Here is a 19,499-nt window from a genome sequence, read left to right on the forward strand (position 1 = left end):
GGTGCGTGTGCCGGGTTTCACGCATCTGCACACCGTCTCCGGGTTCTCCCTGCGCTACGGCGCCTCGCACCCGGAGCGGCTGGCCGAGCGCGCCGCCGAGCGGGGCATGGACGCCCTCGCCCTCACCGACCGCGACACCCTCGCCGGCACGGTCCGCTTCGCCAAGGCCTGCGCGACGGCGGGCGTCCGCCCCCTGTTCGGCGTCGACCTGGCGGTCGCCGAGCCCCGCCCCGCACCCCCGGCCGGCCGCGCCGCCGTACGGCCCGACGGCTCAGTGGCGCGGCGCCCGGCGCCCGCGTGGCCCGCGGGAGGCGACGGCGCCGTACGGCCCGAGCGGCGCCGGACACCGGTGCGCGGCGGCGCCTTCGTCGACGAGTCGGCGCCCCGCGTCACCTTCCTCGCCCGGGACGGCGCCCGCGGCTGGGCCGATCTGTGCCGTCTGGTCACCGCCGCCCACGCCGTCCCCGCGGACACCCCGCTGCTCGCCTGGCCCGACAACCACGCCGACGGCCTCACCGTCCTGCTCGGCCCCGACTCCGACGTCGGCCGGGCGCTGGCCGCGGGCCGCCCCGACCGGGCCGCGCGGCTCCTCGTCCCCTGGCGCGAGGTCTACGGCGACGCCCTGCGCCTGGAGGCCGTCTGGCACGGCCGCACGGGCACCGGCCCGGGCTCCCTGCGGCTGGCCGCCCGCACCGTCGGCTTCGCCGCCGAGCAGCGGGTGCGCCCCGTCCTCAGCAACGCCGTCCGCTACGCCGACCCCGGCCAGGGACCGGTCGCCGACGTGCTGGACGCCGCCCGCCGCCTGGTCCCGATCGAGGCGGCCGGCGAGCTGGACTCGGGGGAGGCCTGGCTGAAGGACCCGGGCGCCATGCTGCACGCGGCCGAGCGGATCGGCGAGGCCGCCGGCTTCCGCCGCGACACCGCCCACCGCCTGCTGGAGCAGACCCGGGCCACGGCCGCCGAGTGCCTGGTCGACCCGGAGGACGACCTCGGCATGGGCGCCGTCCACTTCCCCGAGCCGCACCTGGTCGGCGCCGGCCGCCGCACCGCCCAGCGCACGCTGGCCTCCCGGGCCGCGGCCGGCATGGTGCTGCGCGGCTACGCCGGCCGGCGCGCCTACTGGGAGCGGATGCACGAGGAGCTGGACGTCATCGCGTACCACGGCTTCGCCTCCTATTTCCTCACCGTCGCCCAAGTGGTGGACGACGTACGGGAGATGGGCATCCGGGTCGCCGCGCGCGGCTCCGGCGCCGGCTCCCTCGTCAACCATCTCCTCGGCATCGCCCACGCCGACCCGGTCGAGCACGGGCTGCTGATGGAGCGCTTCCTGTCCAAGCGACGGTTCGTGCTGCCCGACATCGACATCGACGTGGAGTCCGCGCGCCGCCTGGAGGTGTACCGGCGGATCATCGGCCGGTTCGGCGCCGAGCGGGTCGCGACGGTCGCCATGCCGGAGACGTACCGCGTCCGGCACGCCGTCCGGGACGTGGGCGCGGCCCTGTCCATGGACCCGGCCGAGATCGACCGGGTCGCCAAGTCCTTCCCGCACATCCGCGCCCGCGACGCACGCGCGGCCCTGGAGGAACTGCCCGAACTCAAGGCGCTGGCGGGGGAGAAGGAGCGGTACGGCAGGCTCTGGGAGCTGGTCGAGGCGCTGGACGCCCTGCCGCGCGGGATCGCCATGCACCCCTGCGGGGTCCTCCTGTCCGACGCCTCCCTGCTCGCCCGGACGCCGGTGGTGCCGACCAGCGGCGAGGGCCTGCCCATGTCCCAGTTCGACAAGGAGGACGTGGAGGACCTCGGGCTGCTCAAGCTGGACGTGCTCGGCGTGCGGATGCAGTCGGCGATGGCGCACGCGGTCGCCGAGGTGGAGCGGGCCACGGGGGAGCGGATCGACCTGGACTCCGTGCCGCCGGGCGACCCGGCGACGTACCGGCTGATCCGCTCCGCCGAGACGCTCGGCTGCTTCCAGATCGAGTCGCCGGGCCAGCGCGACCTGGTGGGGCGGCTCCAGCCGGACACCTTCCACGATCTCGTGGTGGACATCTCCCTCTTCCGGCCCGGGCCGGTCGCCGCCGACATGGTGCGGCCGTTCATCGAGGCGCGGCACGGGCGGGCGCCGGTGCGCTATCCGCACCCGGACCTGCGGGAGCCGCTGGAGGAGACGTACGGCGTCGTCGTCTTCCACGAGCAGATCATCCACATCGTGCACCTGATGACCGGCTGCGGCCGGGACGAGGCGGACCGGGTGCGGCGCGGGCTGTCCGACCCGGAGTCGCAGGGACGCATCAAGGTGTGGTTCGCCCAGCGGGCGGCCGAGCGGGGATACGGTGCAGAAACGATTCAGCGCACCTGGGAGATCGTCGAGGCGTTCGGGTCGTACGGCTTCTGCAAGGCGCACGCGGTGGCCTTCGCCGTGCCGACGTACCAGTCGGCGTGGCTGAAGGCCCATCACCCGGCCGCCTTCTACGCCGGACTGCTCACCCACGACCCCGGGATGTACCCCAAGCGGCTGCTGCTGGCGGACGCGCGGCGGCGCGGGGTGCCGATCCTGCCGCTGGACGTGAACCGCTCGGGAGTCGCCCACCGTATCGAACTGGTGTCTGAAAAGGGGGAACCTGAAGGGGGCTGGGCGCCGGGAAGGGCCGAGGGGGCCGCGCGGTGGGGACTGCGGCTCGCCCTCAGCGACGTGCACGGCATCAGCGAGGCCGAGGCGGCGCGGATCGCGGCCGGCCGGCCCTACGCCTCCCTGCTCGACTTCTGGGAGCGGGCCCGGCCGAGCCGCCCGATCGCCGGCCGGCTCGCCCAGGTGGGCGCGCTGGACGCGTTCGGCGCCAACCGCCGCGACCTGCAACTGCACCTGACCGAACTGCACCGCGGCGCCCGGGGCGCGGGCGGCGGCCAGCTCCCCCTGGCGGGAGGGAGGAAGACGGCCGCCGCCGGGCTGCCCGACCTGTCCGACGCGGAGCGGCTCAGCGCCGAACTCGGGGTGCTGTCCATGGACGCCTCACGCAACCTGATGGACGACCACCGGGCGTTCCTCGACGAGCTGGGCGTGGTCTCCGCGCGCCGCCTGCGCGCGGCGCGGCACGGCGAGACGGTGCTGGTCGCGGGCGCCAAGGCGGCCACCCAGACCCCGCCGATCCGGTCCGGCAAACGGGTCATCTTCTCCACCCTGGACGACGGCACCGGCCTGGTCGACCTGGCCTTCTTCGACGACTCCCACGACGCCTGCGCGCACACCGTCTTCCACTCCTGGCTGCTGCTGGTGCGCGGAGTGGTGCAGCGGCGCGGCCCGCGCAGCCTCAGCGTGGTGGGCGCCGCCGCCTGGAACCTCGCCGAACTGGCCGAACTGCGCGCCAAGGGCGGCCTGGAGGAGGTGGCGGCCCGGCTGGCCCGCCCCGGCGGACCGCCTCAGGGCGCCCCGGCCGACGGCGACGGCGAGAGCGACGACGGCGAGGGCGCGCGCCGGGCCCGGCTCGCCGGATCGGACGGACGCCCCGCGCCCGCCGGTTCCGCCGCGCCCGACCCGATGGACACCGCCCGCGGACGACGCATCCGCATGTCCACCGGCTACGAGATGCATCCGTGGGCGGACCTGCGACCGGCGGGCGAAGGGCCCGCCAGCGGAAGGAAGTTGTGGCACCAGAGTCCAGGGAGTGCGGGATGACTGTTCTCTGCGTACGTTTCCAGCTGTCCCCGATGTACGAGGCGGCCCTGCCGGGGCTGCTCGGACTGCTGGAGGAGTTCACCCCGGTCGTGGAGGCGCTGCCGCCGGACGGGGCGCTGGCCGATCTGCGCGGCGCCGAACGGTACTTCGGGCGCGGCGCGGTCGAACTGGCCTCCGTGATCCGGGTCCGCTCGCTCGCCCGCTACGGCGTGGACTGCCTGATCGGCGCCGGACCGGGGCCGATGCTGGCCCGGATGGCCCTGCGCGACGCCCGGTTCGGCCGCACCCGCGCGGTGCCCGGCGACCCGGCCGCCGTCGCGGAGTTCCTCGCCGAGCGGCCCGTCGTCGCGCTGCCCGGCGTCGGCACGGCGACCGCCCGCACCCTGGCCGAGTACGGCCTCGACACCCTGGGCCGGGTCGCCGCCGCGCCCCTGTCCACGCTCCAGCGCCTGGTCGGCGCGAAGACGGGCCGCGAACTGCACGAGAAGGCCAACGGCGTCGACCGCGGCCGGGTCGTCCCCAACGCCGTCTCCCGCTCGCTCGCCGCCGAACGCCCCTTCGACCGCGACGAACTGGACCCCGACCGGCACCGCAGGGCGCTGCTGTCGGCCGCCGGGGAACTCGGCGCCCGGCTGCGCGCCGTCGGCAAGGTCTGCCGCACCCTGACCCTCACCGTGCGCTACGCCGACCGGTCGGCCACCGTCCGCAGCCGTACCCTGGCCGAACCCACCGCCCACTCGGCCGCGCTGACCGGGGCCGCCTACGGCATGTACGAGGCGCTGGGCCTCCAGCGCGCCCGGGTCCGCGCGCTGGTCCTGCGCGCCGAGGGCCTGACCTCCGCCGAACAGGCGTCCCACCAGCTCACCTTCGACCCCGTCGACGAGAAGGTGCGCCGGATCGAGGAGGTCGCGGACCGCGCGCGGGCCAAGTTCGGCCCCCGCGCGGTGATGCCGGGCACGCTGGCCGCGTGACCGCCGCTCGTACACGGTCAGTTGGCCCACGGCGGGGTGAGCACGGTGCCGTCCGCCAGGTGGGCCCGCAGGCCCGTGGAGGTGGTGACCCAGGAGACGGCGGTGCGGTCCGTCGGGTTCTCCACGGTGAGCGTCGCACCGGCGTTGACGATCACGGTGTCGCCCGCGGTGACGCGCTCGGTGCGGTCGTCCAGCGTGATCAGGAGTTCGCCGTCGAGCAGATGGAAGATCTCCTCGCGGGTGACGGTGTGCGCGGGCGCCCTGGTGCCCGCGGGGATCTCGCCGCGCCAGGCGCACAGCTCCCTGGCGCCGGTGCGCGGGGCGGCGTACGAGACGAAGCGGGCGCCGTGGATCTCGTGGGTGACGGCGTCGGACGCGCGGACGACGGGCATGGGGGCTCCTCAAGGGTGGGTGGTGGCCGGGAAAGGGCCGGGAAAAGGTGAGCGGTGCCGGAGAATGGTCAAGCTGCTTGACCAAGCGCCTCGGTAATATGGTCAGGCTGCTTGACCATTTCGTCAAGGGTGTTTCAATGCCTCCGTGCAGAACTCCGAGGCCATGGCCCTGTCCGCCGCCCTGCTCGCCGTCGCCGGCGAGCTGACCCAGCGCATCCACGAGGGCGTCGTCGCCCGCGGCTTCGAGGGACTCCGGCCCGCGCACGGCTTCGCGTTCGCGCGGCTGTCCCCGGCCGGGGCGACCGTCACCGAGCTGGCCGCCCATCTCGGCGTCACCAAGCAGGCGGCCAGTCAGCTCGTGGACGAGATCGTGCGCAAGGGGTACGCGGAGCGCCGCCCGCACCCCGAGGACGCGCGGGCCCGGCTGATCGTGCTGACCGAGCGCGGCCGGGCGTGCACCCGTGCCGCCGAGGAGTCGGCCGCCGACGCCGTACGGGCCTGGGGCGAGGTCATCGGGGAGGAGCAAGTGCGCGCACTGGGGCGGGAGTTGACGCGCCTCGCGCCGTACGGTCCGATCCGGCCCACTTGGTGACGGTTCGTCAGGGGCACTACCTCACGTCGCTCACCCGTCACCGGTCGCCCCCCGGAGTTTTTACCGACGCGTAACTTCACAGTTGCACTACTCGTCCGTAACTTGACGAGTGAACAGCATCCTCGTGATCCGGATCACAGGGCTCAGTGCCGTCGCCATGCCGTCGCACCTCCCCTCGAGCCGCAAGGAGATCACCCGATGCTGCCCCTCAAGCGCGCCCTGAGACACCTGGCCGCCCTGCTCCTGGCCGCCGCCGTCGCCACCGTTCCCGCCACCGCGGCCCACGCCTCCACCGCCGCCTCCGCCCCGTCCCACGGCTGGAACGACTACAGCTGCAAGCCGTCCGCCGCCCACCCCCGGCCGGTCGTCCTCGTCCACGGCACCCTCGGCAACTCCGTCGACAACTGGCTCGGCCTCGCCCCGTACCTGGAGGCCCGCGGCTACTGCGTCTACTCCCTCGACTACGGCCAGTTGGACGGCGTCCCGCTCTTCCACGGCCTCGGCCCCATCGACCGGTCGGCCGAGCAGTTGTCCGCCTTCGTCGACAAGGTGCTCGCCGCCACCGGAGCCGCGAAGGCGGACCTCGTCGGCCACTCGCAGGGCGGCATGATGCCCCGCTACTACCTGAAGTTCCTCGGCGGCGCCGCCAAGGTGAACGCCCTCGTCGGCATCGCGCCCGACAACCACGGCGCCACCATCAGCGGCCTGACCAACCTGCTGCCGTACTTCCCGGGCGCGGAAGGCCTGATCTCCGCCGCCACCCCGGGCCTGGCCGACCAGATCCCCGGCTCGGCCTTCCTCACCAAGCTCAACGCCGGCGGCGACACCGTGCCCGGCGTGCACTACACGGTCATCGCCACCAAGTACGACGAGGTGGCCACGCCCTGGCGCAGCCAGTACCTGACCGGGTCCGACGTGCGCAACGTCCTGCTCCAGGACCTGTGCGCGGTGGACCTGTCCGAGCACCTGGCGATCGGTCTGACCGACCGCATCGCCTTCCACGAGGTGGCCAACGCCCTCGACCCGGCGCACGCCACCACGACCAACTGCGCGTCCGTCTTCAGCTGACGCCGGCACACCCACCGCACATCTGACCGGGGCCTGTCCGGCCTGAGCCGCCGGACAGGCCCCGCGTTCGTGCGGCCGCTCAGCGGCCGTGCCGGCCGCCGGCCGCGGCACGCCGCCGGACCGAGAGGAACAGGACCGCCGAGCCCGCCGCCAGGACGGCGGCGCCGCCGACCGCCAGATACGGCGTGCTGCCGTCACCGCCGGTCTCGGCCAGGCCCGTGCCGCGCGCCGGGGCGCCCGCCCCGGTCCGGCCGGAGCCGGTCGCGGTGGCCCCGGCGGCCGGTGCGGGGTCGTCCGCGGCCACCGGAGCGGGGTCCGCGGCGGCGGCCGGGGACGGGTCCGAGGCCGGGGCGCCGGTGGGGTCCGTGGTGGTGGCGGGGTCGTCGTCGCCGTGGCCGTGGTGCTCGACGGTCGACCTGCCGGTCCCGGCCTCGATCTGCCGGTCCGTCGGCGCGGAGGCCGCGGGCGCCGGTGCGCCGCCGCCGCTCCCGGTACCGCTCGCGCCGGTGCTTCCGGCGTTGCTCCCGCCGAAGGTCACGTCCGAGCAGGAGTAGAACGCCTCCGGACTGTCCGAGCGCTGCCAGACCGCGTACAGCAGTTGCCTGCCGCCGCGCTCGGGCAGGGCGCCCGAGAAGGTGTAGAAGCCGCCCGTGGCCACCGGGTCGGTGACCGTCGCGACCGGGTGCCGGAGATCCAGGTCGGACCAGGCCAGCGGCTTCGCCGGGTCGTAGCCGGGCTGGGTGATGTAGACGGTGAAGGTGCCCTTGTGCGGGGCGGTCACGCGGTACTTGAAGGTGTACGCGCCGCTTTTGACCGAGGTCGCCGGCCAGTCCGCGCGGGCCAGGTCGAGCCCCTTGAACTCCTCGTTGCCCGCGCTGCACAGCTTGCCGTCGGGGATCAGGGCCTGGTGCCGCCCGCCCGCGTCGCCGATCCGGATGCCGTTCCAGTCGTACAGGGCCTGAGTACCGCCGGCCGCGACCGCCGCCTCGCACGCCGCCGACCTGGGGCTCTCCGGGCCCTCCGCGTAGCACTGCGAGACCCGGCTGACCGGGTCGCCCATCGAACCGTGCGCGGCGGCGGGGGACGCGGCGAGCGCGGTCAGGGCGAGCGGGGCCAGCCCGAGGACGGCCGACGCGGCGGCCGTACGGCGGCGGGGCGTCCCCTGCCCGGACGCGGCGGAGGTTCTGGGGAAGGACGCCGAGGACACCAAGGACATGCCGGAACTCCTGGGGAGGGCTCTGATGCGGAACGGGGCGGACGGGATCCCGTGGGTGATCAGAAGCTAGCCCGGGAGAACCGGGAAATCGCCTGCTGAGGGCGGGGGAGGGCGATCCTTATGGTCGCGTTAAGGAAGCGCTCAGGCTGTCCTCAGGAAGGCCGGCCGCGACGGCCCGTGCGCATCCGTCGGCGCCGTGGCGCGCACGCGTCTGTGTCGCCGGCGTCTCCGACGCGCACCGGGCGTGCGGGCAGGAAAAATCGCCGTCCACCCCGGCGCGCACGGCAGGGGAGCGGGACGGCGACTGCTGGAACTCGTGGCGGTGACGTACGCGCGCGTGCGCCGCGTGGCCGTGCGTCACGACCGGGTCAGCTGCCGCGAACGGCCGCTCTGACGCGTCTCATCGGCCGGCCTCCGTCATCCGTCCGGCCACCATGTGCGCGCGATGTCCTTGCGGACCTCAGGCCGCCCGGCGGGACGTTCGTCGACCACTTCCTCACGGACCCGTCGGGTGTCCGTCTTCCTCAGGGGCTTCTGCACTGTCACACGGCGCATCGGTGCCTCCTTCGACGCCTACCGGGTTCCGTGTTCTCACGGAGGTAGACCTTTCGGGCGAGAGTTCCTCATCGGTGCGGGTCTGTCTGTGGCGGCTGTCACGAATCGGACGTCAGTGGCGGGCGTCACCCCGGGGCCGGTTGTCAGTGGCGGGTGTCACCCTGGGGCGCATGAGTGAACGGATCACGACCGACGGTCACGCGACGGCCTCGCCCCCCGTCGACTGGGACGCGCAGGCGGCCGTCTTCGACGACGAGCCGGATCACGGGCTGCGCGATCCGCTGGTGCGCGCCGCCTGGGCCGAGCGGCTGCGCGGCTGGCTGCCCGCACGGCCCGCCGACGTGCTCGACCTCGGCTGCGGCACGGGCAGCCTGTCGCAGCTCGCCGCCGAACAGGGACACCGGGTGACGGGCGTCGATCTGTCCGAGGCCATGATCGAACGGGCCCGCGCCAAGCTCGCCGGCCGTGACGCGGTGTTCCTGCCCGGTGACGCGGCCCGCCCGCCGGTGGGAGAGCGGCGCTTCGACGTCGTCCTCGTCCGCCATGTGCTGTGGGCGCTGTCCGACCCCGCCGGTGCGCTGGGGCACTGGCGGAGCCTGCTGCGGCCCTCGGGGCGGCTCGTCCTGGTCGAGGGCGTCTGGGGGACGGTCACGCCCGTCGGCATACCCACGGATCGGCTTCTCACTCTTCTCACCCCCCTCACGGAGCACATCCGTGTGGAACATCTGTCCGAGGACGTACGGCTGTGGGGGAAGGAGGTCGCCGACGAGCGGTACGCGGTGGTGGCCGGGGTGTGAGGCCGGGGAGCCCGGCGGATTCCGCGGTTCCGGTGCGCCGGGGCGGCGGCGCGGCGGGGTGACGCGGTGGTGTCGCGGGGCGTCCGGCGGCTCAGGCCGGGAGCGTGGCCGTGGCCGTGGCCGGCCCGAGGTCGCGGAGGTACCGCACCTCGCTCGCGCACCTCTCGTACCCGAACCACCTGTTGATCGCCAGCATCGGCCCGTTGTCGGTGTCGTTGCCGGTCAGCGCCTCCGTGTACCCGGCGGCGCGGGCGCGGTGCAGCGAGTCGTTCTTGGCGAGCTTGGCCAGGCCCCGGCCGCGGAAGGCCCGCGCGGTGCCCGTCATCGCCGTGACGTACCGGCCGGCGCCGTCCGTGCGGGCGGCGGTGAAGGCCGCGGGCCGCCCGTCGACCACCGCCACCGAGGTCAGCTCGGCGTCGAGCAGCGGATGCCGCCAGGTCTCGGCCAGCCATGCCTCGTAGTCGGTGATCTCGTAGTCCACGTCGCTCGGTTCGTCGGCGGTGGTCTCCGCGTCCAGTTCGAACAGCGGGCGCGGGTCGGCGGCGAAGTCCGAGCCGCGGCGCAGCTCCACGCCCGGCGGCAGGTCCCCCAGCGGCGGCAGCCCGCCGGCGGCCAGGTCGAGGCGGAAGAAGTGCGCGGAGCGGCCGGCGCGGTAGCCGTGGCGTTCGGCGAAGGCGCGGTTGCCCGGCTCGTCCAGCACCCAGGAGTGCAGCCGGCGCCCGCCGTGCGCGGCCAGGTGCTCCTCGGCGGCCCGCACCAGGGCGCTTCCCGCGCCGCGGCGGGTGTGCTCGGGGTGGACGTACACGTTGATGTTGCCCTGGCCCGGCTCGGGGCTCTGGTACGACAGGTGCACCTGCGCCGTGCCGATCACCTCGCCGTCGGCGACGGCGATCAGCGGCCGGTAGCGGGCGTCGGGGTGCAGACGGGTGAGGTCGTGGACGAGTGATGCGGGGGTGGTCAGGCCGTACGGCATCGCGACGTGCCGGACCCGGGCGAAGCCCTCCAGGTCGGCGTGCGCGTCGGGGCGGAGTTCACGGACGATCACGGTCATGGGGGCGCACGCTACGGGGGCGGCGCGGTCGGGCGCCTCCCATTTTCCGGCGGGTGCGCGACAATCGGCCCGTGACCTTGAAGATCCACATCGACGACGGCGCGGCCCCCTACGAGCAGGTGCGGGCGCAGATCTCCGAGCAGGCCCGGTCGGGCGCGCTGCCGGTCGGCTACCGGCTGCCGACCGTGCGCGGTCTGGCCGAGTCGCTCGGGCTCGCGGCGAACACGGTCGCCAAGGCGTACCGGGCGCTGGAGGCGGACGGCGTGATCGAGACGCGGGGCCGCAACGGCACGTTCGTGGCCGCCGCGGGGCCCGCCTCCGCCCGCGAGGCGGCGAGCGCGGCGCAGGCCTACGCGGAGCGGGTACGGCGACTCGGCCTCACCGAGGACGCGGCCCTCGCCGCCGCCCGCGACGCCCTCCGCGCGGCCTACGACCAGTAACCCGCACGCGCCACCGCGCCCCGCGCCCCCGCCCCGCCCCTCACGCTCCCGCCGGCAGGCGGGCCGGGGAGCGGGTCACCGTGCGGCCGGCTCGGCGCGCCGCGGCGGCGAAGACCACCGCGTCCCGGACCGCCGCGCCCGTCGGGTCGTTGTTGAAGTACGCGTACACGTCCCGCTCGTCCGGCCAGGTCGTCGCGATCCGGTCCACCCAGGTCTCCAGCGAGCGGCGGCCGTAGTGCGGCCAGGCACGCGCCCGGCCCACGTGGAAGCGGACGTAGCCCCAGCCGGCGGTCCGCCACAGCGGCGTCACCGGGCGGCCCTGGACGTCGGCCCAGCACAGGGCCGCGCCCCGCGCCTCCAGCACCCCGCGCACCCGCGGCGTCCACCACGAGTCGTGGCGCGGCTCGACCGCGACCCGGGCGCCGGGCGGGAAGCAGGCGAGACAGGCGTCCAGCAGGTCCGGATCGGCGCGCAGCGTGGGCGGCAGCTGGAGCAGCACCGGCCCCAGCCGGTCGCCCAGCCCCGCCGCGCGCGTCATCAGGCGGTGCACCGGCTCCGCCGGCTCCCGCAGCCGTTTGACATGGGTGAGGAAGCGGCTCGCCTTGACCGCGATCACGAAGTCGGCCGGGACCCGCTCGCGCCAGGCCTCGAACGTCTCCCGCTCCGGCAGCCGGTAGAAGGCGTTGTTCAGCTCCACCGTGGCGAACGCGGCGGCGTACTCCTCCAGCCACAGCCGCGTCGGGCGCCCGGGCGGGTACAGCACGCCCCGCCAGTCCTTGTACTGCCAGCCCGACGTCCCGACGAACAGGGTCATACGACCATCACAGCACCGGAGCACCGCGTAGGCACGGGACGCGCGCCCCGCCCGCACACCCCCGTGCGAGCGGCCGCTACAGGTACAGCCCCGCGTCCGCCCCCTCGCGCGGCTCCGGGAGCGCCGTCGGCGACGTGCCCCGGCGCAGCGCGTACAGCTCGGCCAGGGTGGCGCCGTCGCGGCCCACGCCCTCCTCGGCGCCCAGCCAGTCCACCGCCTCCCGGCGGGTCAGCTTCCCCACCTCGATCCGGGCCAGACAGCGGCCCGGCCGGACCACGGCCGGGTGCAGCCGCTCCAGGTCCTCGTTGGTGGTGACGCCGACCAGCACGTTGCGGCCCTGGCCGAGCAGGCCGTCGGTGAGGTTGAGCAGCCGGGACAGCGCCTGCCCGGCCGTGTGCTTGGCCTCGCCGCGGATCAGCTCGTCGCAGTCCTCCAGAAGCAGCAGCCGCCAGCGGCCCTTGCCCGCCGCGTCCTCCTCGCCGATCGCGATGTCCATCAGATAGCCGACGTCGCTGAACAGCCGCTCCGGGTCCAGGACGCAGTCCACCTGGCACCAGTCCCGCCAGGAACGGGCCAGCGTGCGCAGCGCGGAGGTCTTGCCGGTGCCCGGCGGGCCGTGCAGCAGCAGGAGCCGCCCCGCGATGTCCTCGGGCGTCGTCTTCATCAGGCGCTCCATCGCGTCCGCGACCGGCGCCGTGTAGTTGGCCCGCACCTCCTCCCAGGTGCCGGCCGAGATCTGCCGGGTGGTGCGGTAGGGGCCGCGCCGGGGGGAGACGTACCAGAAGCCCATCGTCACGTTCTCCGGCTGCGGCTCGGGCTCGTCGGCCGCGCCGTCCGTGGCCCGGCCGAGGATCTTCTGCGCCAGCTCGGCGCTGGTCGCCGTGACCGTCACATCGGCGCCCCGGTTCCAGCGGGACACCAGCAGCGTCCAGCCGTCGCCCTCGGCGAGGGTCGCGCTGCGGTCGTCGTCCCGGGCCACCCGCAGCACCCGGGCGCCGTCCGGCAGCAGCGTGGCGCCCGGGCGGACCCGCTCGATGTTCGCCGCGTGGGAGTACGGCTGCTCGCCCGTCGCGAAGCGGCCGAGGAACAGCGCGTCGACGACGTCGGACGGCGAGTCGGAGTCGTCGACGTTGAGCCGGACCGGCAGAGCGTCGTAAGGGTTCGCAGACATGCCGCCATGATCCGCCACCGGACCGCCCCACGCACCCCGTTTGCCTGCCGCGCGCCCCGTGTCGGCCCCGTCGGGGCGCCGAACCCGCCAAACCCTGTCCGCGACCCGATTCCCGCCCTTACTGTTGTCCTTGATGGGACGTCATGGGTGGAATTCGGGGGCGGGGCGGTGGCGGCTCACCGCGCTGCTGGGGGTGGGCGCGGCCGCGCTGGCCCTGGTGGTGGCCCTGCTCAACGCGCTGCCCGGCGGCGCGAGCACCGAGGGCACCACACGCGACGGGGCACGGGTGCACGGCACCCCGGGCGCGCCCCGGCACGCGGACGAGCCGTCCGTGGGCTGGGGGTTCACGCACACCCAGTTCAGCGCCGACCAGGGCAGCCCCGCCGCCGTGGACCGCGTCAAGGGACTGCTGGGCAAGGACGGCTCCCTCCCGCAGAACCAGGCGATCATGGGCTGGGGCGCCGACAACCCCGAACCGGTCGAGGGACGCTACGACTTCGCCGCGCTGGACCGCCGGATCGACTTCATGCGCTCCTCCGGCGCCACCCCGGTGATCACCCTGTGCTGCGCCCCGGACTGGATGAAGGGCGGCCGGGCCGGCGTCGACAGCACCGACTGGAGCCAGTCCGCCCTGGAGACCGCCCCCACCCCCGACCACTACGCCGACTACGCCGCCCTCGCCGCGACCGTCGCCGAGCGCTACCCGGACGTACGCCACTTCATCGTCTGGAACGAGTTCAAGGGCTTCTGGAACGACGGCGCCTCCCGCTGGGACTACGAGGGCTACACCAAGCTCTACAACCTGGTCTACCGGGCGCTGAAACGGGTCGATCCCCAGATCATGGTCGGCGGACCGTACCTGGTGATGGACAGCCTCGACCCACGGCAGAAGGACAACGCCTCCACCGCGCTGCGCGGCGACTGGGGCGCGCTGGACCAGCGGGTCCTGGACGCCTTCGCCTACTGGAACGCGCACAAGGCCGGCGCGGACTTCGTGGTCGTGGACGGCTCCAGCTACACCAAGGACGACGATCTGCTGCCGGACGAGTTCGCCGCCACCGAGAAGTTCACGGCCGTCGGACGGTGGGTGCGGCAGCAGACGCACGGCCTGCCCCTGTGGTGGGCCGAGTACTACGTCGAACCCGCCGACGGCAACGACGACCGCAAGGGCTGGACCGAGCAGCGGCGCGTCGCCGTCCAGGCCGCCGGGATGATCGCCATGGCCGAGGGCGGCGCCACCACCGGCTTCTACTGGAACCCGGAGGAGGAGAAGGGCGCCGACTGCCCCGGCTGCCTGTGGACGCCCACCGACGGCGCGGACGGCGGCCGCGCCCTGCCCATGTACGGCCTGGTCTCCCGCTTCGGCCGCTCCTTCCCGCCGGGCACCCGCTACGAGACGGTCGCCGTCGCCCCGGACGACGTGCCCGACGTCCGCGTCCTGGCGAGCGGGAAGACGGTCCTCGTGGTCAACACGCGAAACCGCCCGGTCAGCGCCCAGGTCGACGGCCGCCACTTCGAGCTGAAGGCGTACGAGGTGAAGTGGCTCGACCGGTGACCCCCGCCCGAGCCACCGGACCGGCCCCGCCCGAGCCACCTGACCGGACCCCGCCCGAGCCGCCTGCCCCGAACCCGCCCGAGCCGCTCCCGCCCCGCGCTAACCGCGCCCCATCGTCATGAACCGCTGCACCAGCGAGGCGAACAGCACCGCCAGCAGCGGCAGCGAGAACCAGAAGCTGCCCTGCAGCCAGTGCAGTTTCCGCACGCCCGGCCGCACCGCCACCCGGACCACCTCGCGCGCCCCGAGCAGCACGACCAGGGCGAGCGCCGCGAGCGCGCCGACCACCGACCACGGCGTCCACGTCACCTTCGGGCCGATCGGTCCGGGCCGCGGCGCGGGCGCCGCACCCGGGGGCGGCTCGCGCAGCGCGTACATGCTCACGTCGCCGTTGACGAAGACCCGGGTCAGCTCGGAGCGCCCGTCGAGGTTCCGCAGCAGCCGCGCCTCCCAGGCGGCCGAGTAGCCCTTGTCCAGCCGCAGATAGGAGACCTGGCTCTCGTTGACCATGAGGTACGAGTTCGGGCCCGCGTCCTTGAGCGCCTTGACCAGGCTCGACACCAGCACCGGGTCGGCCGGCGCCAGGGTCGGCACATAGTCGACGCGCTCCATGTCCCGCGCCCCCCACGGCATGGCCGGAGTGACGTCATCGACGGGGTCGTCGCTCAGCCACAGCAGCCGCACGGTCGGCCGGTCATGGGCGTAGACGTACTCCATCGCGGCGACCTCGCCGGGTCTGATCCGCTCGAACGGCTCGTTGCCCCACCGGGCCACCAGGAAGCCGCCCATCAGCAGCAGCCCCGCCAGCAGCGCGGCCAGCGGCGCCAGGCTCGCCCGGTCCTTCTCGCGTTCCCGGGCGGTGACCCCGGCGCGCGGGAACAGGGCCAGCGCGGCGAGCAGCCCGGCCCCGGGCAGCGCGAACATGAAGACCCTGAGCGCCATCTCGCCGCCGTAGGACTGCATGCCGAAGCCCAGGAACGGCACGAACGTCAGCACCAGCAGCGACCGTTCCCGGTACCGGTGCTCGCGCCGCCGCCACCAGCCCCAGCAGGCCAGCGCCAGCACCGTCCCGGCCAGCAGCACCCGCGCGTACAGCACCAGCTTGTGCGTGGGGTCGCCGCCCTCGATACGGCCCGAGACGGAGGTCGAGACATTGCCGCCGACCCCGCCGACCCCGCCGAACAACTCGTCGAAGTGGCCGGACCAGTACGGCTCGGCCATGAAGCCCAGCCAGAACACCACCAGCACCGTGAACAGCACGGGCAGGCCGCGCAGTTCGCAGCGGCCGACCAGGACGAGCGCGGCCAGCACGCCCAGCATCACGAACGGCGTCAGCTGGTGGGCCGGGACGGTGGCGGCGAACAGGCCGATCACCACCGCGAGCAGCACGGTCCGCTGGCGCCGGTCGGCCGGCTCGACCTCCGCCTCGCCGGGCCGCCGCGTCGTCCACAGCATGCGCGGCGCCCGGAACCAGACCAGCAGGACCGCCACGAAGACCAGGTAGAGCAGATAGGTGAAACCCTGCGGGGAGAAGTAGTCCTGGCCGACCCAGCCGCCCAGCACGAAGATCCACACCCCGGTCCACTTGGCGCGCCAGCCCGCCCGCATCGAGCGGGTCAGCAGGAACATCGGCGGCAGGTAGAGGAGTTGGACGGTCAGCGGCCACCAGCGGATGACCTCGGTGAAGTCGCCGACCCCGCACGCCTTCGCGGCGAACGCGGCCACCGCGAAGAACCCCGGCCAGCTCCAGCGCGCGTCCAGGTCGGGCACGGCCGCGCCGGTGCGGTCGATGTAGTCGAGGAAACCGAGGTGCTGCCAGGCCGTCGCGAACCGCGGCTCGGTCTCGATCACCGCGGGCAGCGCGTGCAGCGACACCACGGTCGCCAGCAGCGTGACCAGCAGCAGCGCCCGGTGTTCGCGGCGCGGCCGGAGCAGCGCGGCGAACACCGCGACCAGCAGCGCCGCACCGGCCAGCGTGGGCAGCGGCAGCACCGAGACGAGTCCGAGCCCGCCCATCCGGTCCAGGTCGGCGTCGGTCAGCCGCAGCGCGGGCACCCAGTACAGCAGCAGCGCGGCGACCAGCAGACAGCCGAGGACGACCCCGGACCGGGTGGGCGCGAGGCGGCTTCGCCGGGCGGCCGGGGGAACGCCGTCCTGCGGCGCCGTCTCCGCTGCCGCACCCGGCGCCTCCACCGCCGCTTCCGCGGTCTCCGGTACGACCGCCTCCTCGGCGAAGAAGGCCGGCCCGTCCGGCGCTTCGGGGAGGTGCGCCCCGTGCACGACCGCCCGCTCCCCGGTGGTGAACGGCGCGTCCACCTCCCGCTCGGCCGCCGGCCCCGGCAGGGCGGTCCCGGCCGGCGGGGTGCCCGGTCCGGGACGTACGTCGGGCCGGCGCTCCACATGGTCGAAGTCGACGTGGATGCCGAGGGCCAGGGTGTCGGACTCCAGCGCCCACGCGGGCCGCCGCCGTCCCTTCCCGGCGCCGTCCTCGCCCGCGCCCAGGTCGGCGAGGTCGCCGTCGGGCGCCGCGTCCTCGGGGACGCCCCGGGCGGGTGCCGCCCGGACCGTCCGGTACAGCTTCGGCGCGGCGATCGCCACGATCACGGCGAGGCTGGAGATCTCCGCGACGCCCGCCCCGGTCAGCCCCATCCGCGGCAGCAGCAAAAGCGTCAGCCCGAGCACCAGCACGCACAACAGGCCCTGCAACCAGGCCAGTCCGGCGGTACGGCTCTGCGCGCGCAGCACCGCGAAGTACGTCTCCATCACCACCCGCAGCAGCGCGCCGACCGCGAACCAGCGCAGCAGCCCGGTCGCCGCGTGCGCGTACTCCGCGCCGAAGACGTGCAGGATCTGCGGGGCGAGCAGGAACAGCAGCCCGCAGATCGGCAGCATGATCCGGGCCATGCGCCTGAGGGCCGCCCGGGTGTTGGCGGCCAGCCGCGCCGGGTCGTGCGAGCCCTCCACGGTCAGCGAGGCGCCCATGTTGATGGCGAGCAGGTTGACGGTGCCGCCGATGGTCGTGGTGATGTAGAAGTACGCGTTGTCCGCCGAGCTGACCTGCGAGGCGATGATCACCGGCACCAGGTAGACCACGGCGAGCGAGAACAGCGAGCCGGTGTAGTCGCCGGCCAGGAAGCGCCCCAGCTCCCGGCCGGACGGCGGCCTGGCGTGCCGTTCGGTCGCCGCCACGTGCCGGGGCACCAGCCGCCGGAACACCAGCCAGCCCAGCGGCACCACGGAGGTGGCGATGGCGACGACCCAGGAGACGAACACCCCGGTCGTGGCGAGCACGGTGGCGAGGCCCACCAGCAGCGCCAGCTTCACCGCCGAGAAGACGGTGTTGCCCACCGGCACCCACGGCGCGCTGCGCAGCCCGGTCAGCACCCCGTCCTGAAGGGTGAGCAGGTTCCACGCCATCACGGCCGCGATGAAGCCGAGCCCGTGCGTGAGCCCGTGCAGGAAGCGGTACGACGGCCCCCAGGCGTCCAGGGTCAGCAGGAACACCGCCGCCGCGCACGCCACGACCAGCGAACTGCCCGCGTAGGTACGGGCGATGAGGCGTCCGGTGGCGCGCCCGGAGACCGGGATGAACCGGGCCAGCGCGCCGGTGAGCGTGACCGCGGTCAGTCCGGCCAGGAACTTCATGGCGGCGATCGCGGCGGAGCCCTGGCCGACGGCGGAGTCGGAGTAGTAGCGGGCGGCGACCAGCCAGAAGCCGAGGCCCAGCACCGCGGAGATCCCGGTGTTGAGCATCAGCGCGTAGGCGTTGCGGAACAGCTGGCCGCCGCCGGGGGACTCGCCCCGGCCGGGCAGGCGCAGCCGGCGTGCCGGCCGCTCGGGCGCCTCGGGTCCGGGCGCCGGTTCCTCGGTGGTGGTGGTCGTGTCAGACACGGGTGAGGGAAGCCTTCCGGCCGAGCTGGCGGGCTCTGCGGACCAGGGCGTACCCCTTGGTGAGGGCCCGGTCCCGGGCGAAGCCGCGGGCGATCGAGCGGCCCTGGACGAGCCGTGTGAACTCCTCGACGGTGGTGGAGCGGCGCACGGTCAGCCGTCGCATGGCGTACGGGCCCTGGCTGCGGCGGGCCGGCGCGTTGCCCACGGCGAGCGCCTGCCGGTACCCGGCGGCCCTGACCCGGGCGCGCACCCGGCGGCTGGAGTAGCCGTAGGGGTAGGCGAACGAGACCGGCACGGCGCCCAGTTCGCCGGCGACGATCTCCTTGCAGCGGATCAGCTCCGTCCACAGGGCGTCGTCGTCGAGCTGGTCGAGCTGCGGGTGGGTGTGGCTGTGCCCGCCGATCTCGACGCCGGCGGCGGCCAGTTCGCGCACCTGGTCCCAGTCGAGCATGGCGTCCAGGCCGCCGCCCGTGTCGTGGGCGCCGCGCAGCCAGCCGGTGGAGACGAACAGCGTGGCCGGGAAGCCGTGTTCGGCGAGGGCGGGCAGGGCGTGCCGGTGGACGCCCTCGTAGCCGTCGTCGAAGGTGATCAGGACGGGGTCGCGGGGCAGCGGCCGGGAGCCGGGGCCGCGCCAGTGGGCGGCGAGTTCGGCCGTGGTGAGCGGATGGCGGCCCAGCTCGCGCAGCACCGCCATCTGCTCGGCGAAGGCGGCCGGGGACACGGACAGGTCGCGGGTGGCCGCGTTCGGCTCGTCGGCGACCGCGTGGTACATCAGCACCGGCACGGCTGCGTTCATACGGATCCGCCCCCCACCGCTCTTCCTCCCGCTGCTTCCTGGCCCGCGCCTGCCGTCACGGGGTCCGGCGCTTCCTCGCCCGCGCCTGCCGTCACGGGGTCCGGCGCTTCCTCGCCTGCCTCGGCTGTCACGGGGTCCGGCGCTTCCTCGCCCGCCCCGGCCGTCACGGGGTCCGGCGCTTCCTCGCCCGCCCCGGCCGTCACGCGGTCCGGCGCTTCCTCGCCTGGCTCGGCTGTCGCGCCGCTCGCTGCTTCCTCGCCTGGCTCGGCTGTCGGGCGGCTCGGCGCGTTCTTGGCCGCCCTGGCCGGCACGCCGCCCGATGCGTTCTCGCCTGGCTCGGCTGTCGCGCCGCCCGGTGCTTCCTCGCCTGGCTCGGCTGTCGGGCGGCTCGGCGCGTTCTTGGCCGCCCCGGCCGGCACGCCGCCCGGCGCGTTCTCGGCCGCCTCGGCCCGCAAGCGGTCCGTGGCTTCCCCGACTGCCTCGCCTGCCCCGGCTGTCGTGCTGCCCGTGGCTTCCTCGG

The 19,499-nt window shown here is 74.6% G+C and carries 14 protein-coding genes; 7 read left to right on the forward strand and 7 right to left on the reverse strand.

The genetic code is table 11. From position 1 onward, the window contains the following. Positions 1 to 7 precede the first annotated feature (7 nt). Together K7787_RS02395 and K7787_RS02400 are read left to right on the forward strand one after the other, a co-directional pair. A complete protein-coding gene (locus K7787_RS02395; RefSeq protein WP_223000342.1) occupies positions 8 to 3,670 on the forward strand; it encodes a DNA polymerase III subunit alpha in 3,663 nt (1,220 codons plus the stop codon). Beyond that, complete coding sequence (locus tag K7787_RS02400) at positions 3,667 to 4,641, forward strand: DNA polymerase Y family protein (protein ID WP_223000343.1); 975 nt, start codon at positions 3,667 to 3,669, stop codon at positions 4,639 to 4,641. The genes K7787_RS02395 and K7787_RS02400 overlap by 4 nt, the downstream gene beginning before the upstream one ends. Positions 4,642 to 4,658: 17 nt before the next feature. On the opposite strand, the gene K7787_RS02405 is transcribed toward K7787_RS02400, so the two are convergent. Then, positions 4,659 to 5,033 carry a cupin domain-containing protein gene (locus K7787_RS02405; protein WP_009187826.1) on the reverse strand — a complete coding sequence of 125 codons (375 nt, stop codon included), beginning with the start codon at positions 5,031 to 5,033 and terminating at the stop codon, positions 4,659 to 4,661. A gap of 145 nt (positions 5,034 to 5,178) precedes the next feature. On the opposite strand from K7787_RS02405, the gene K7787_RS02410 reads away from it, so the two are divergent. Both K7787_RS02410 and K7787_RS02415 read left to right on the forward strand, forming a co-directional pair. Continuing rightward, on the forward strand, positions 5,179 to 5,625 hold the full coding sequence (locus tag K7787_RS02410) for a MarR family winged helix-turn-helix transcriptional regulator (protein ID WP_164388453.1): 447 nt from the start codon (positions 5,179 to 5,181) through the stop codon (positions 5,623 to 5,625). A 198-nt stretch (positions 5,626 to 5,823) separates the two neighbouring features. Then, the gene (locus K7787_RS02415; RefSeq protein ID WP_223000344.1) at positions 5,824 to 6,693 is read left to right on the forward strand and encodes a lipase family alpha/beta hydrolase; all 870 of its coding nucleotides are present in this window, start codon (positions 5,824 to 5,826) and stop codon (positions 6,691 to 6,693) included. 79 nt (positions 6,694 to 6,772) lie between these two features. Here the strand turns inward: K7787_RS02415 and K7787_RS02420 are convergent, their stop codons facing one another. Then, complete coding sequence (locus tag K7787_RS02420) at positions 6,773 to 7,909, reverse strand: lytic polysaccharide monooxygenase auxiliary activity family 9 protein (protein WP_247720483.1); 1,137 nt, start codon at positions 7,907 to 7,909, stop codon at positions 6,773 to 6,775. 725 nt (positions 7,910 to 8,634) lie between these two features. Here K7787_RS02420 and K7787_RS02425 point away from each other — a divergent pair. Then, positions 8,635 to 9,261 carry a class I SAM-dependent methyltransferase gene (locus tag K7787_RS02425; RefSeq protein WP_223000345.1) on the forward strand — a complete coding sequence of 209 codons (627 nt, stop codon included), beginning with the start codon at positions 8,635 to 8,637 and terminating at the stop codon, positions 9,259 to 9,261. Between the two features lie 91 nt (positions 9,262 to 9,352). Here K7787_RS02425 and K7787_RS02430 read toward each other — a convergent pair whose 3' ends face one another. Continuing rightward, on the reverse strand, positions 9,353 to 10,312 hold the full coding sequence (locus K7787_RS02430) for a GNAT family N-acetyltransferase (RefSeq protein ID WP_223000346.1): 960 nt from the start codon (positions 10,310 to 10,312) through the stop codon (positions 9,353 to 9,355). A gap of 71 nt (positions 10,313 to 10,383) precedes the next feature. Between K7787_RS02430 and K7787_RS02435 the strand changes: the two genes are divergently transcribed. Next, the gene (locus K7787_RS02435) at positions 10,384 to 10,752 is read left to right on the forward strand and encodes a GntR family transcriptional regulator (protein WP_019986214.1); all 369 of its coding nucleotides are present in this window, start codon (positions 10,384 to 10,386) and stop codon (positions 10,750 to 10,752) included. Positions 10,753 to 10,792: 40 nt separating this feature from the next. Here the strand turns inward: K7787_RS02435 and K7787_RS02440 are convergent, their stop codons facing one another. Together K7787_RS02440 and K7787_RS02445 are read right to left on the reverse strand one after the other, a co-directional pair. Continuing rightward, positions 10,793 to 11,566, reverse strand: coding sequence for a DUF72 domain-containing protein (locus tag K7787_RS02440; RefSeq protein WP_223000347.1), 774 nt, complete (start codon positions 11,564 to 11,566; stop codon positions 10,793 to 10,795). A 76-nt stretch (positions 11,567 to 11,642) separates the two neighbouring features. Beyond that, positions 11,643 to 12,737 carry a DUF5925 domain-containing protein gene (locus tag K7787_RS02445; protein WP_164391640.1) on the reverse strand — a complete coding sequence of 365 codons (1,095 nt, stop codon included), beginning with the start codon at positions 12,735 to 12,737 and terminating at the stop codon, positions 11,643 to 11,645. Positions 12,738 to 12,870: 133 nt separating this feature from the next. On the opposite strand from K7787_RS02445, the gene K7787_RS02450 reads away from it, so the two are divergent. Beyond that, the gene (locus tag K7787_RS02450; protein WP_223000348.1) at positions 12,871 to 14,292 is read left to right on the forward strand and encodes a GH39 family glycosyl hydrolase; all 1,422 of its coding nucleotides are present in this window, start codon (positions 12,871 to 12,873) and stop codon (positions 14,290 to 14,292) included. A 99-nt stretch (positions 14,293 to 14,391) separates the two neighbouring features. On the opposite strand, the gene K7787_RS02455 is transcribed toward K7787_RS02450, so the two are convergent. Further along, positions 14,392 to 18,183: a lipopolysaccharide biosynthesis protein gene (locus tag K7787_RS02455; protein WP_223000349.1), complete on the reverse strand. Its 3,792-nt coding sequence runs from the start codon at positions 18,181 to 18,183 to the stop codon at positions 14,392 to 14,394. Then, on the reverse strand, positions 18,176 to 18,979 hold the full coding sequence (locus tag K7787_RS02460) for a polysaccharide deacetylase family protein (RefSeq protein ID WP_223000350.1): 804 nt from the start codon (positions 18,977 to 18,979) through the stop codon (positions 18,176 to 18,178). Before K7787_RS02460 ends, K7787_RS02455 begins: the two co-directional genes overlap by 8 nt. Positions 18,980 to 19,499 lie beyond the last annotated feature (520 nt).

It is taken from the genome of Streptomyces sennicomposti, assembly GCF_019890635.1.
Taxonomy (GTDB): Bacteria; Actinomycetota; Actinomycetes; order Streptomycetales; family Streptomycetaceae; genus Streptomyces; species Streptomyces sennicomposti.